The organism is Nostoc sp. MG11, assembly GCF_014904695.1.
Classification (GTDB): domain Bacteria; phylum Cyanobacteriota; class Cyanobacteriia; order Cyanobacteriales; family Nostocaceae; genus Komarekiella.
Window position 1 is genome coordinate 190790 of record NZ_JACXXN010000004.1, and the last position, 14508, is coordinate 205297.

Genomic DNA, 14508 nt, shown 5'->3' on the forward strand with positions numbered 1-14508 from the left:
AGTGAGAATGTATTTCTAGGCAGGTGGCAACCTGTTTAGAAATAACCGAAACTTTACGTAATCTTAACAAATTTTTTCTCAGCTTTTTCCACCTCCATCTCACTTAAAGCCTGAAAATATAAATATATGGGTAGTTTTGTTCCAAAATTGATTATGAACGTGGGTATATTTTCTGATAAAAGTTTTTTGAATTGCTGCCAATTTGCCAAAAAGTTATGGCAAGATGATTTGAAAGCCACCATGTAAAATTTCAACAAGATTAGTTACATTCAGCAATATTAACTAAGTAGATTCACATTATTTGTTGGTTCTGTTTAGTAGTTGCACTTGTTTTAATCTTAATTGCCGCGTTCTCTGGGACTACTGTCTCATGTTGGTTTTCCATCTCGTCGTTATTGAGTTGATAGCGACTGAAATCATCTCTAATTTAGCCATATTCATGAAAAATCTCTTTTCCAATGACAAAAACGACAAGTATTTCCGCACAGATCATCTAAAAGCTGATCTTAAAGGCCGTTCTGTTCGTGGCGGCGCGATCACAATGGTTGCCCAAGTTTTGAAGTTTAGCTTGAACTTGGTATCTAATGTGGTATTGGCTCGATTGCTTACGCCACAAGATTATGGCTTGATAGGTATGGTGACTGCGGTTATTGGATTTGTCGGTCTGTTCAAAGATTTGGGGTTGTCAATGGCAACTGTCCAAAAGGAGGAGATTAATCATGAGCAAGTTAGCACCTTATTTTGGGTGAACGTGGCACTTAGCCTGACAGCTGCGCTAATTACTGCTGCAATCGCGCCTGGAATTGCTTGGTTTTATAATGAACCCCGTTTGATTTGGATTACCCTGGCGCTGTCCGTGGGTATTATCTTTGGTGGATTTAGTGTTCAGCACAGCGCCTTGCTCAATCGCCAGATGCAATACAAGGCGCTAGTATTCAATGATGTTCGCGCTATGGTGATTGGCATTCTAGCTGCGCTAGTTGCTGCTTGGTATGGATTGGGCTACTGGGCACTAGTGATTTTGCCACTTGTTTCAGGATTTGCGGGCGTTACAGGACTCTGGATTGCCTGTGCTTGGCGTCCCGGACTGCCTGTTTGGCGATCAGGAATAGGTTCAATGTTGGCTTTTGGAGGACATCTTACCGGCTTCACTACTATTAATTACTTTGCCCGAAATCTTGACAATGTTCTCATCGGAAAATATTGGGGCGCTCAACAGTTAGGTTTATACGCTAAAGCTTATCAATTGCTAGTTCTGCCAATTAACCAGATTAATGCACCAATTACCGCGGTTGCTATCCCTAGTTTAAGTCGATTGCAACAGGATCCAGAACAATTTCGTCACTATTACCTCAAAGCTATTTCAGTAATTGCTTTTCTAACCACGCCAACGATCATCTTTATGATCGTAGCGTCAGAAGATATTATTGGATTTCTTCTCGGTTCTCAATGGCTGGGAGCCAGCAACATCTTTCGATTATTAGCCATATCCGCATTAGTTCAACCACTTTGTAACACTACTGGTTGGCTGTATATATCTAGAGGCAGAAGCGATCGCATGTTCAAATGGGGTTTATTCTCTTCTTCCTGGCTTGTAACATCATTTTTTATTGGTTTACCATATCAAGCATCTGGAGTCGCTTTATCCTACGCCATAGCTATGCTTTTACAAGCATTTCCCTGTATCTACTATGCAACTAGAGGCACATCAATTACAGTGCTTGATGTGTTTGAAGCAGTCAAGCAAACATTTATATCATCGGTAGTAGCAGGTGCAGCAATACTTGGCATCAAGATTTGCATTAGCTCAAGTCTACCCATTTGGGCAACAGTGATTATTTACGCTGCTGTAATGAGCTTAGTATATCTCGGATTAATGTTTTATGTATTTAAGATGAAAAACTTTTATTTGAGCTTTTTGCGTGAGTTTAAAAAATGATATTTAAACTTTCTGTTTATTAGAGAGATTCACTTTACTAAACATTAAACTATTTTTTAATTCTATATATTAGGATATACATCATGAAAATCGCCTTCTTTGTTAATCAATTCCCAACTTTGTCTGAAACTTTTATCTTAAACCAAATAACAGGATTAATTGATCGTGGGCATGAAGTTTATATTTATGCTGATCGTCCAGGCGATATGTCCAAAATACACCCCGAGGTGGATAAATATAATCTTCTGGCTAATACTCACTATATTGGAAAACCTGATAATCGTATTTTGCGGGTAATTAAAATATTTAAATTATTGCCAAACTTTCGGCGAGATCCAATTCTTTTGTTGCATTCAATAAATATTTTAAAGTACAAAAAACTAGCAGCATCATTAACATTGTTCTATACAGTTGCTCAGTTACTAAATAAACCAAGAGTATATGACATTATTCATTGTCATTTTGGAACTAATGGACTCAAGGCAATCCTTCTTAAGGAATTTAATGTTATTAAAGGAAAGCTAATTACCGCATTTCATGGTTATGATGTGTCACAATATGTTAAAAAATATGGAACTAATGTTTATGCAAACTTATTTGCTACAGGAGACCTTTGCTGTCCAATTAGTAAACACATGAAGTTTCAGTTAGCTGAGCTAGGTTGTGATGATAATCATTTAGTCATACATAGAATGGGAATAGACTGTAGTAAATTCTTATTCACTTTACGTCAACAGCCACAAGATGGCATAGTCCGAATAATAACAATAGCCCGCCTAGTTGAAAAAAAAGGAGTAGAGTATGGTATCCGCGCAGTTGCTAATCTTATAAAGTCTGGAATGAAGCTTGAATATAACATTGTTGGTGACGGATTTTTACGAGAAAACTTACAACAATTAATTCAAGATCTGGATTTAATTGATAGTATCAAGCTACTGGGCTGGAAGCAACAACAAGAGGTTGTAAAAATACTTGATAACTCTCATGTTTTACTTGCCCCAAGCGTAACAAGTCAGGAAGGTGATCAAGAAGGCATTCCTATAGTCTTAATAGAAGCAATAGCAATGGGTTTACCCGTAGTTAGCACATATCATAGTGGAATTCCTGAGTTAATTGAAAATGGTAAATCAGGTTTTCTAGTTCCTGAAAGGGATGTGAATGCTTTAACTGAGAAGCTACACTATTTAGTCGAGCATCCAGAGAGTTGGGCAAGTATGGGTTTAGCAGGTCGAGTATTTGTAGAAGAAAACTATGACATTAATAAATTAAATGACAAACTAGTTGAAATTTATAAAAATATATCTCATACAAACACAGAACAAAAAACTGCTTTAACAGCCTCAGCTTTCATCTAAATAATGTATGCAAAATTGAGTTTTAGTTCATAAAAAATGATGAAAACTTTCCTAAACATTTACATGGGCACAAATGTCTTTTAAGAAAAAGTATTATTGTAAAATTTTTTGATTTTTTATGAATTATGGTAATGATTTATGCTGCTGTTTTGAGCTTAATGCATCTCGGATCGATCAAGATTTTATATATTCAGAATTTTGAGGTAAGTTTAAAAATGATATTGAAATCTTATATTGTGTAGATTAATTTTTCCTAGCTATATTTTAGATTATCTTATCATTATCATTATATTGTGGAATATGCGTTATGAAAGTTGCCTTTTTTGTTAATCAATTTCCAACTTTATCTGAAACTTTTATTTTGAATCAGATAACAGGTTTAATTGATCGTGGGCATGAAGTAGACATTTATGCAAACCAACCAGGTGATACTATAAAAATGCATTCCAATGTATTAAATTATAGTCTTTTGGAACGTACGTACTATGTGGGGAAACCTAACAATCGCCTTTGGCGAGGTTTTAAAGCATTTAACTTGCTGTTTATGAATTTTTGGCGTAATCCCATTGTCATGCTGCGTTCACTTAATATTTTTAAATATGGAGAAATATCTGCATCATTAACATTGTTTTATGCTGTTGCTAAATTCTTAGAGAAAAAACCAGTATATGACATTATTCATTGTCATTTTGCTCCTAATGGTGTTAAAGGTTCAATATTACGAGAAATTGGTGTTATTCAAGGAAATATAGTCACAACATTTCATGGTTACGATGTAAATGAAAAATCTCTAATGTACAATAAAGAAATTTACAAGCTAACTTTTAGTATCGGGGATTTATACACTACCAATACAACTTTCACAGGTAACAAGGCTATAAAATTAGGTTGCCCTGTAGATAAGCTTGTAAAGCTTCCTGTTGGTCTCGACCTCTCACAGTATACTTTTCAAAAAAGACAACTTTGTCCTAATGAAGCTATAAAAATTCTTACAGTTGCAAGATTAGTTGAAAAAAAAGGTATTGAATATTCGATTAGGGCAATAGCAAGTGTTTTAAAAGATTACTCTAATCTGGAATATCAAATTGTTGGCGATGGTCCTCTTCGGGAATCACTGGAAAAACTGGTTATCGAACTTAAAGTCATAAATAAAGTTAAATTTTTAGGATGGCAAACACAAGATGAAGTATGCCAGCTTTATGCTGATTCCCACATTTTTATTTTGTCAAGTGTAACTGCGTTCAATGGGGATCAAGAAGGGCAGGGATTAGTTTTACAAGAGGCACAGGCTATGGGATTACCGGTATTGTCCACATTGCATAATGGAATCCCTGATGGTGTGCTTGATGGTAAATCAGGCTTTCTAGTTCCTGAAAAGGATGTGGATGCTTTAGCTGACAAGCTCCGCTATTTAGTCGAGCATCCAGAGAGTTGGGCAAGTATGGGTTTAGCAGGTCGGACATTTGTAGAAGAACATTACGATATTAATAAGCTGAATAACAGACTAGTTGAAATTTATAAAAATATATCTCATACAAATACAGAACAAAAAACTGCTTTAACAGCCTCAGTCTACATCTAAATAGAGCATACATAAATTATTTTTGGAGGTACAAATGATGAAATTTTCAGACAACATGCAAATACAACTCCAAAATCAACCCATTGTTAGTGTTGTTATACCAACCTTTAATCGAGCTAACTTATTACCTAGAGCAATTTCTAGCGTACTTGCACAAACATTCTCAAATTTTGAACTAATTATTGTCGATGACGGTTCTACAGATAATACAGCCGAAGTTGTCAATGAATTTGCAGATCCCAGAATTAGATATATCGCTTTGAGCAAAAATTGCGGTGGAAGCCACGCACGTAACCAAGGCATACAATTAGCACGCGCAGAGTTTGTAGCTTTTTTAGATAGTGATGATGAATGGTTGCCGAAAAAATTAGAATTACAGTTAGCCCGTCTCCAATCTAGTGATGATCCTCATGCCACGGTCGTTTATTGTTTAGGCTATGAATATTATGAATCAGTTCAACGCAAAAAGCTACCAAATTTGATTGCTCACGAAGGGGATGTTTTTAATAATTTATTAAGAGGATGGTTACCTTCTACTACATCCTTATTTCTATCCAAGCGTTCTTCTTTAGTAGATGTCGGCGGTTTTGATGAAAGCTTACCTAGTTTTCAAGATTACGATTTGTGGCTAAGTCTAGCTAAAGCTAATAACCATTTTCTTGCTGTGACTGAACCATTAATTATCAGATATTTTCATGGAAACCAAATTATAAGTAACTTGTCAGCAAATTTAACAGGTTTTCAAATTTTTGAGAATAAATGGGGGACAATCATAAAGCAACGTCTTGGATACAAAGCCTATCGTGAATCCATAGGCTTAAAAATGTCAATCATACAAGTCAATAGAGTAGGGAAGGCAGTTGATGCAGGACAAAGATTTTTAGCTTTACGTTATACACTTAGTCTGTTACAATTTCTGCCAATGTCGGGAACTTACATACTGTCGGGATTAATACTAACGATATTTGGACGAACAATGTTTGGACGCAGGGCACAAGAAAATCTGGCTAAATTGAAAAGTACTTTAACAAAACGAACAAACAAGGATGAAATTCAATCATAAAGATTGTTGTTTATTCTTTAAGATAAGTAAGATTTATAAAAATTTAGGTATTACTGGTATCTCAATTCAAAAGAGTTTTACTAAGCAAGTTTCATTACCTTAAAGATGACCGAAGATGTTTTTTGGTACAAAACATAATGAAATTTTCTCTTGTTCTTGCTACTTTAAATCGCACCGTCGAAGTTCAGTATTTTTTGCAAACTCTTAACACCCAAACTTATCGTAACTTCGAGTTGATTGTCATAGATCAAAACCCTGATGATCGCCTTCTAGAATTCATTCAAATTTATCAAAATAGCTTTTCCATTTTGCACTTGCGTTCTGCAAAAGGACTATCCCTCGCTCGTAATGTAGGATTGCAGCATATTAACGGTGACATAGTGGCCTTCCCAGACGATGATTGCGCTTATCCACAGGATATCCTGGAGCATGTAGCCCACTTCTTTACAAACCATCCTGAATGGAATGGTCTTACAGGACGTTCTGTTGACCAACAAGGTAAAGACTCCGGTAGACATGGAGAGAGTCCAGCAGGACAAATCAACCGTTTTAATGTGTGGCGAAGAGGTATTTCTTACACTATATTTCTCCGCAAATCAGTTGTGATAGAAGTAGGTGTATTTGATGAAAGTTTAGGAGTTGGAGCAAACACACCTTGGGGTTCGGGAGAGGAAACTGATTATTTGTTGCGAGCTATTAATAAAGGTTTGTATTACGACCCGGCCGTAACTGTAACTCACCCGATAAAATTAACACAAACACAACTAATTCAATCTAATATTAGCCAAGATAAAAGCTACTTCAAAACTTATTCCTATGCAATGGGCAGAGGTCGGGTACTACGTAAGCATAAAATTCCGTTGTGGTTCGTTATTTACAACTGGGGTCGTCCATTGGTAGGAGTTGCGTTATCACTACTTCAAGGTCGCTTAGACAGAGTAGAGTCTTACTGGGCAACTTTTCAAGGTAGAGTGCAAGGGTGGTTGGGTTGGGCTTAAGCTTGACCTTAAACTAATACCACCTTTGATTGAATCGTATGAAAAGCTTTTGAAAATTAAGTTCTTGCTAAAATTAAAAACAATTAACGTTGCTGAGTTAGACGATGAAACTATATATATATACAAAGGGTTTTCCACCAGACATCACACTAATTAAGAGTGAGGGAACTAAAAAAGCTATTCATGGTCTTGCCTCTGGACTTGTTAAATGTGGTGTAGAGGTCATAATCCTTTGTGAAGGAAAGAGTGATGACTCATTCAAGATGCCGGAGGGATACAAAATTAAATGTTTTACGAATCCGAATCAAAATCAAACTTTTAAAATTGCCAGTGGTTTAAAACAATTCATTAGTCATAATTTAGATAGCCATAGCCTTATTATTCTAAGCGGTATATTTCAGCCTAGGATTTACGCTATATCCCGTGTTTTGAAAAAATATAGCGTACCCTACATAGTATTCCCACACGATCCCTATAATCCTGCGATTTTTAGTAAAAATTCTTATGTCAAATGGGTCTACTGGTATTTTTTAGAACGACGAGTGTTGAGGCAAGCGAAAGCGGTACAAATTTTAGATATTCGGCATGCTGAATTTCTCCGTGATTTGAAAGTCAATACTCCCGTCATAGCAGCACCTAATGGTTTCTTACCTAATGAGGTGTATCCAGAAGCCTCCTTGACCTGGAACGCAGAAAGCACTCCCAAGTTCTTTTTTATAGGTCGTATAGATACCCATAACAAAGGTCTAGATTTGCTAGTTGATGCGTTTGCTCAAATTGTTGAAACTACTGATGCAAAACTTGTAATTCAGGGTGCTGACAAAGGAGATAAGAAAAATTTAGAGGATAAAGTAGCAAGGCTTTCACTGTCAAATAGAACCTTATTTCTCCCTGCTGATTACTCAACACCTACACCTTTAATTATCAAGAACTACGATGTTTTTTGCGTTCCGTCTCGCTTTGAGGGCTTCAGTCTTGCTGCTCTCGAAGCAATGCTAGCTGGGCGGGTGCTGCTAGTTTCAGAAGTGGCTGGCATAGCGCCCCATGTTCAAGCAAGTGGCTGCGGTGTTGTAGTTGCACCAGAGGTATCAGAAATTAAATCAGGGTTAATAAAGTTACTCGAATGTCGTTCAGATTGGAAAGAAATGGGACTGAGAGGTCGGCATTATGCATTAGAGCATCTTGATTGGAACAATATTGCATCTACCGCTTGGGATCAATATCAACAGCTAGTGAAGTTTTCTGATTGATTTTAGACAATCCTAAAAATATTAATTTTTACCTTTTTCTGCTCTCTAAATATTAATTCTATTGTTCAAAATTCAAAATTCATCATTAAATATAGAGATAATTTGCTTAATTAACAATCTATATTTTTTAGTAATACTCTTAATAAGTTGTGTCTAATTTTATTCACTTAAATTTAAGATTACCATAATTAAATATTTCCTTGTATTATGTGGATTAAGCTAATATGGATTACGTAAAAAATAAATTCAACAATCTTACAATAGCATGGGTTAGTCCTAGCATGAAACTAGGTTTTTACATACAGCCCGTACTCCGCAATCTTGATAAAATAGTTCCCAAAATAGAGATATTTACTTCAGAATGGCCTGGATTCGTGTCTGGGTGTGAGGATGCTTTTAAAGTCAATGTAGTAGGTAAATATAAAGAAATTTCTGTTGGTAAAACAAATGCAGGATACAAACGTATAATCCAACTACTACCTTTAGAAATTATTCCTCATCTTCTGAAGTTTAAACCGCAAGTCATCTTTGTAACTGGTCTTTCTATATGGACTCTTTTAGTTCTCATGTTGAAGCCATTAACAAAGTGGCGAGTCATTATCATATACAGTGGAAGCTCACCTAACATAGACATGAGTGATTCGCCAATTCGTGTCTTCAGTAGACGTTTAATGGCTGAGTACGCTGATGCATTTGTCACCAACTCTCAAGGGGGAAAAGCATATCTTACGAACGCTTTAAAGGTTGACCAGGCTAAAGTTTTCGCTAGACCCTACCAAATTCCAGACAAACAGGCACTTTTACAATCTAGTGCAGTTAACGATTTAGACTTGTCTAATAATCAACATCCTGTTTTTTTGTTTATTGGTCAGACAATTCATCGTAAGGGTCTAACCTTTCTATTAGAAGCTTGTTTACTACTAGAAAATCAAGGTTGTCGTGATTATACTTTGATTGTGATTGGTGATGGTGCACAACGCCAAGAGCTTGAAAGCTGGATTAGGGAGCGTGGTTTGGAAAACAGAATTAAGTTTGAAGGATGGGTTAACTATGGTAGTTTAGGAGAATATTTTCAGAATACAGATATTTTCATATTTCCTACTTTAGAAGACATTTGGGGTATGGTGGTGCTAGAAGCGATGCTGTTTGGTAAACCTATAATGTGTTCTAAGTATGCAGGAGTATCAGAAATGATTTCCCCTGGGGACAATGGCTATATTTTTGATCCATATGATCCTACAGAGATAGCTAAACTTATGCGTTGTTTTATAGATAATCCAAATCTGATTACCTCTATGGGTTATAAGTCACAAGAGTCAATAGCATATCATACTCCGGAAGCAGCAGCAGAGTTTCTAGCCGACGTTCAATCTTTCGCATTGAAGCATTAATTTAATCAATTTAATGAATAAGGCACTTTTTATTGGCTACTTCTAGTTTTGTGGACTTATCAAGTATGAAACCCATTAAAGTTTTGTTCTCTGCCTATGCTTGTGAACCAGGGCAAGGTTCAGAGCCGGGAGTAGGCTGGAATGTTGTTAGAGAAGTGAGCAAGTATTGCCAAGTCTGGGTGCTGACATCAAACTGTCACCGCCAAGGCATTGAAAGTGAACTAGCACGCAACCCAGTGTCTAACCTGCACTTTATTTATCTAGATCCCCTAGGTTGGGTCTTAGATTGGAGTCCTCAGCGAAAAGGAAAACAGCGAGGGGTCTATTTTCATTATTACCTTTGGCAAATTTGGGCGTATTTTATCGGTCGCTCACTCCACAAGCATATTGATTTTGATATTGTACATCATGTGACCTATGTGAGATATTCTAGCCCTAGCTTTGTCTCACTACTTCCAATTCCTTTTGTTTGGGGCCCTGTTGGCGGTGGAGAATCAGTTCCTAAAAGCTTTTGGAAAAACTTTAGTTTTCGTTGCAAGGCTTATGAAGTTTTGCGAAATTTGGCTCGCTGGATAGGTGAGTTTGATCCGTTAGTCCGTCTCACTGCTCAACAAAGTACCTTAGCCAGGGCTACAACTGAAGATACAGCTAAGCGATTGCACCAAATAGGTGCAAAAAATGTTCAAGTTTATTCCCAGTTAGGTTTATCTAAGGATGAAGTAAGCAACCTTGCAGATTATGCAATTCTTGATAATTATCCAATCAGGTTTATTAGCATAGGTAGACTTTTGCACTGGAAAGGATTTAATTTGGGGCTAGCTGCATTCGCCCAAGCAAACTTAGCTGATGCTGAATATTGGATTATAGGAGAAGGAAGTGAGCGTAAACAGTTAGAAATATTGACTGAAGATTTAGATATTACTAAAAGAGTTAAGTTTTGGGGCAATCTTTCTCGTGAACAGACCTGGAATAAGTTAGGGGATTGCCATATTCTAGTTCATCCCAGTTTGCATGAATCTGGGGGATTTGTTTGTTTGGAAGCGATGGCAGCAAAGCGTCCGGTGATTTGCTTGGATTTAGGAGGCCCATCTGTTCAAGTTACAGAGGAAACTGGCTTTAAAATCCCAGCACATACACCTGAACAGGCAGTGCACGATATTGCTAAAGCTATGACCCATTTAAGCAGTGATCCAGAGTTAAGATTGCGTATGGGACAAGCTGGACATCATAGGGTGAAAGAAGCTTTTAGTTGGGAAACTAGAGGACGACAGTTGGCTCAACTCTACGAAGAAATCTTAACCCAAGAGCAATTAGGCGTGAAATTGGTTAAAAAATTATGAGTTTTTATCAAAATATTTTATCTATAACACTATTTGTTTGTGGACTGACTGATTTGCTACGTGTATTCCGCTTAGGCGGAATTACTGCTTTAGGTATACTAACGCTTATTTTAGCTCCAACGACTTGGGTTTTGGTATTCATTCGTTCTAAGATGCCCAAGGTAGTACTAGTAGCATCTTGGTTAGTTTTATTTGTCATATTTGCTTTAATAGATTGGCTGTGGCACTACTCCACATTGATTCTCGTCACTACTATCCAAAACTTGTCGCTATACATAGCATTCGTTGGATTTGTGGTGCTCAGTACAATACAGAGTAACCGAACTTTTGACCTACCCAAGTACATAAGTCAGAGTTTTCCAACAGCAATCAAAATATCAGTAGGGTTGTATGGGCTGAGTCTTCTCATAAATGGTCCCGGCGCAAGCTTGATTATGGGGCCGCGATCATTTGCTTTGTTTGCCATTATAGGAATAGCTTGGTGTCTTGCAGCCTGGCGCTATCGCTTGCCCGGAGGATTATTGTGGGCAAGTTTTACAATTATGGCTATTGCTTTAAGTTTCTCGCGAACAGCACTACTCATAGCGTTAATTCTATTTCCTTTATCTCAAATATCTTTGAAAAGTCTCAAAGGTTGGGTGCGTATGGGTTTAACTGTCGCCCTAATAGCTACTGTTGCATACTTGGCATTCACCTATGTTGAACCCATCCGCTCTCGTTTTACTGCCGTAGGAGATAATGCTACTGTTGGAGGAGTTCAAATTAATACATCTGGACGAAATGTAGCATGGCCAGTTGCGTACGCTTCAGCTATGGAATCACCTTGGATTGGCAAGGGGCCAAGTTCCGTAGGAATCGTTTTAGGAGAACGTGTTGGTCCTGCTTTTATTCACCCACATAACGATTACTTGCGAATTTTTCATGATTACGGTTTGATAGGTTTAACATTCTGGCTTCTAGGATATTCGCAGTTAATAATCAAAACCTGGCAAAACTGGCAATGGGCAGATCAATATGATAGAGCCAATGCCCACGTTCACCTGGCGGCCTTCCTTGCTTTGGTAGCTGTATCTTTAAGTATGATTAGCGACAATGTGATAGTTTATATTTTCTCAATGGCTCCTTTAGGGATATTGGTAGGCGCTTCCCTTGGAAGTGGTAGCTGTCGTAAAAAGATGATTAAATCTACTAGCAAATTGTCGTTAGTATCAGACAGTTTAGAACAAGTAGCTGTTAAATCTTAAAGAGACAGTAAGCCTGAGTAAGATTGCCTCAGATTTCCCATATATACCTTACCTTCTTCAACTATTGGGAGAGTTAACCTTATGAAAGTTTTGCTGTTACATAACCGATACCAACTTGCAGGCGGTGAAGACGGAGTAGTGAAGGCTGAGAAGTTATTGCTGGAAGCAAATGATCATGAGGTGTCTTTACTGGAAGTTAGTAATCAAGACATTACAAACGGTTGGGATAAAGTTGTAACTGCGGTAAGTGCAATTTACTCATATTCAGCGAAAGAACAAGTTAGCAAAGAAATTGCCCAGTTTCGTCCCGACATCGTTCATGTACATAACTTTTTTCCTTTGCTCTCTCCTTCCATATACGATGCTTGTCAGAAGTATGGGCTACCTGTTGTCCAAACTCTTCACAACTACCGACTTGCCTGTCCCAAGGCAATGCCTTTTCGAGATGGTAAAGTTTGTGAGGATTGCATGGGCGAGCTAATACCTTGGCCTAGTATTGTGCATGGCTGCTACCGAAACTCACGCCTACAAAGCTCGGTTGTAACAGCAATGCTTACCTGGCATCGACTACGAAATACTTGGCAGGAACGGGTAGATGCTTATATCGTTTTTACCGAATTTCAAAAAGAAAAAATGGTTCAGTCTGGATTGCCACGAGAAAAAATTTTTGTTAAACCTAATTTTGTTTTTTCTCCTGATTTTCCCGATCAAAGTAATCAACGAGATGATTATCTGTTATTTGTTGGAAGGTTATCAGAAGAAAAAGGAATTTCCATTTTAATTGATGCATACATAGAGCAAAATTTGCGTGTACCGTTGAAGATTGTTGGTGATGGTCCATTACGCCAGGAATTGCAGGCAAAAGTCCATAATTCAGATTACGAGCATGTGATTGAATTTTTGGGTTTTCAAGATAAATCAGTAGTTCTATCACTAATGCAACATGCAAATCTTTTAGTATTTCCCTCTATTTGGTATGAAGGTTTTCCCTTAGCGATCGCAGAAGCATTTGCTTGTGGATTACCTGTATTGGTTCCAAAATTAGGTGGTTTGACAGAAATTGTAGAGTACGGAGTAAATGGCTTGTACTTTGAGGCTGGTAATTCACATGATTTAGCAGAACAAATAAAATGGGTAACTCTTCATCATGAAGTTATACTTACTCTAAGCAAGGGCGCTCTTTGTTCATATAAGACTAAATATTCTTCCGAGGAGAATTATCAGCAATTAATTAAAATTTATCAGCAACTTGTCGATAAAAATCAGCAAAAATCCTTGACAATATCAACTTTTAAATATAGTGTATATTGACTATCAGTATTTTAATAGTGAGGTGAATCATGTTAAAAAAAGCTTTAATACTATTAAAATATAACTTTATAAATTTTACTAAATCTTCACTGATAAAAAAAGTTTCAAACATAAAGACAGAAGTTGAATTTACTTATAATGAAAAACCTAAGATTTCTGCTGTTGTGCAATTTTTTAATAAACGGCAGAATATAAGCAATTTAATAAACGCATTAAGACTTGCTCCCATAGATGAAATTATTGTAATCGATGATGGATCTTCAGATGGTTCATACCAAGACTGGATAGAGCATTTAACCCGACCAAATGACTTCTTGATAAGAAGCAATGATTTATATGAAGTTAGGACTTATTCCAGAGCTATTGATTTAGCTAGAGGTGAGTATATTATCCTCTTGCAAGATGATGATATTCCACCTGCATCTCCCATTTGGGTAGAAGATGCCATAAGTTTATTTGAAACTTTTCCTAAACTTTTAGTTTTGGGAGGAAGATTAGCTTTAGATCTCTTAATGCCTGACAGAATAAATCCAGGTAAAGATTCAGCTTATAAAGAAGAAGGAAATATTGCTGGAACTCCAGGAGTTAATAAGTACAGAATTATCAGAAAACCTGAATTCTTGATTAGTGAAAAAAATCTGCCTTTTATGTTCGCAGAGTATGTTAATCGTGCTCCTATGTTCTTAAGAAAGAAAGAAGCTCTTGATTTAGGAGGTATTAGTCAAGAGTTTGCACCATTTCAATGCGATGATGCAGATATTTGTATCAGAGCATGGCTATCAGGCTATCAAGTTGGATTTTATAATTCGGACTTTGTGCGGGATGTAGGCGTAGGTGGAATGAGGCTATTTAATAAAGAAGCTGTGCCGAAGCAAGCTATCAAAAATTGGCAATTAATTTATTCTAAATATTCTGGTGTTATAGAAAGTAAAAAATTGAATGGTTTAGTTAATGAGTCTAATTCAATTTTTGAAAAACGCCTTGAATAGTTTTAATTATTGTATCTTGTCAAGTCATAGCAAAATCTCGTTCACT

Annotated in this window: 11 protein-coding genes; all 11 read left to right on the forward strand. The window is 36.9% G+C overall.

What is annotated here, in order from left to right; translation table 11 throughout:
* Positions 1–439: 439 nt before the first annotated feature.
* The 11 genes from HCR01_RS08195 (at position 440) to HCR01_RS08245 (ending at position 14462) form a co-directional block, all read left to right on the forward strand.
* Positions 440–1939 carry a lipopolysaccharide biosynthesis protein gene (locus tag HCR01_RS08195; protein ID WP_193195742.1) on the forward strand — a complete coding sequence of 500 codons (1500 nt, stop codon included), beginning with the start codon at positions 440–442 and terminating at the stop codon, positions 1937–1939.
* Between the two features lie 83 nt (positions 1940–2022).
* A complete protein-coding gene (locus tag HCR01_RS08200; protein ID WP_193195743.1) occupies positions 2023–3294 on the forward strand; it encodes a glycosyltransferase in 1272 nt (423 codons plus the stop codon).
* 307 nt (positions 3295–3601) lie between these two features.
* Positions 3602–4876 carry a glycosyltransferase gene (locus HCR01_RS08205; RefSeq protein WP_193195744.1) on the forward strand — a complete coding sequence of 425 codons (1275 nt, stop codon included), beginning with the start codon at positions 3602–3604 and terminating at the stop codon, positions 4874–4876.
* 34 nt (positions 4877–4910) lie between these two features.
* Positions 4911–5939 carry a glycosyltransferase family 2 protein gene (locus HCR01_RS08210; RefSeq protein WP_226889201.1) on the forward strand — a complete coding sequence of 343 codons (1029 nt, stop codon included), beginning with the start codon at positions 4911–4913 and terminating at the stop codon, positions 5937–5939.
* Between the two features lie 137 nt (positions 5940–6076).
* Complete coding sequence (locus tag HCR01_RS08215; RefSeq protein WP_193195745.1) at positions 6077–6937, forward strand: glycosyltransferase family 2 protein; 861 nt, start codon at positions 6077–6079, stop codon at positions 6935–6937.
* Between the two features lie 104 nt (positions 6938–7041).
* A complete protein-coding gene (locus tag HCR01_RS08220; RefSeq protein ID WP_193195746.1) occupies positions 7042–8187 on the forward strand; it encodes a glycosyltransferase in 1146 nt (381 codons plus the stop codon).
* A gap of 224 nt (positions 8188–8411) precedes the next feature.
* Positions 8412–9578, forward strand: coding sequence for a glycosyltransferase family 4 protein (locus HCR01_RS08225; RefSeq protein ID WP_193195747.1), 1167 nt, complete (start codon positions 8412–8414; stop codon positions 9576–9578).
* 74 nt (positions 9579–9652) lie between these two features.
* Positions 9653–10918 (forward strand): glycosyltransferase family 4 protein, encoded by a 1266-nt coding sequence (locus tag HCR01_RS08230; protein WP_193195905.1) that lies wholly within the window; start codon positions 9653–9655, stop codon positions 10916–10918.
* Positions 10915–12162 (forward strand): O-antigen ligase family protein, encoded by a 1248-nt coding sequence (locus tag HCR01_RS08235; protein WP_193195748.1) that lies wholly within the window; start codon positions 10915–10917, stop codon positions 12160–12162. The genes HCR01_RS08230 and HCR01_RS08235 overlap by 4 nt, the downstream gene beginning before the upstream one ends.
* A gap of 81 nt (positions 12163–12243) precedes the next feature.
* Positions 12244–13473, forward strand: coding sequence for a glycosyltransferase family 4 protein (locus HCR01_RS08240; RefSeq protein ID WP_193195749.1), 1230 nt, complete (start codon positions 12244–12246; stop codon positions 13471–13473).
* 29 nt (positions 13474–13502) lie between these two features.
* Entirely contained in the window at positions 13503–14462 is a 960-nt protein-coding gene (locus HCR01_RS08245; protein WP_193195750.1) for a glycosyltransferase family 2 protein, read from the forward strand.
* Positions 14463–14508: the final 46 nt, after the last annotated feature.

Excerpts from the sequence above, each read along its gene's own strand:
- HCR01_RS08195 (WP_193195742.1), top strand. The coding sequence starts at position 440 with ATGAAAAATCTCTTTTCCAATGACAAAAACGACAAGTATTTCCGCACA.
- HCR01_RS08210 (WP_226889201.1), top strand. The coding sequence starts at position 4,911 with ATGATGAAATTTTCAGACAACATGCAAATACAACTCCAAAATCAACCC.
- HCR01_RS08225 (WP_193195747.1), top strand. The coding sequence starts at position 8,412 with ATGGATTACGTAAAAAATAAATTCAACAATCTTACAATAGCATGGGTT.
- HCR01_RS08235 (WP_193195748.1), top strand. The coding sequence starts at position 10,915 with ATGAGTTTTTATCAAAATATTTTATCTATAACACTATTTGTTTGTGGA.
- HCR01_RS08205 (WP_193195744.1), top strand. The coding sequence starts at position 3,602 with ATGAAAGTTGCCTTTTTTGTTAATCAATTTCCAACTTTATCTGAAACT.
- HCR01_RS08220 (WP_193195746.1), top strand. The coding sequence starts at position 7,042 with ATGAAACTATATATATATACAAAGGGTTTTCCACCAGACATCACACTA.
- HCR01_RS08240 (WP_193195749.1), top strand. The coding sequence starts at position 12,244 with ATGAAAGTTTTGCTGTTACATAACCGATACCAACTTGCAGGCGGTGAA.
- HCR01_RS08245 (WP_193195750.1), top strand. The coding sequence starts at position 13,503 with ATGTTAAAAAAAGCTTTAATACTATTAAAATATAACTTTATAAATTTT.
- HCR01_RS08200 (WP_193195743.1), top strand. The coding sequence starts at position 2,023 with ATGAAAATCGCCTTCTTTGTTAATCAATTCCCAACTTTGTCTGAAACT.
- HCR01_RS08215 (WP_193195745.1), top strand. The coding sequence starts at position 6,077 with ATGAAATTTTCTCTTGTTCTTGCTACTTTAAATCGCACCGTCGAAGTT.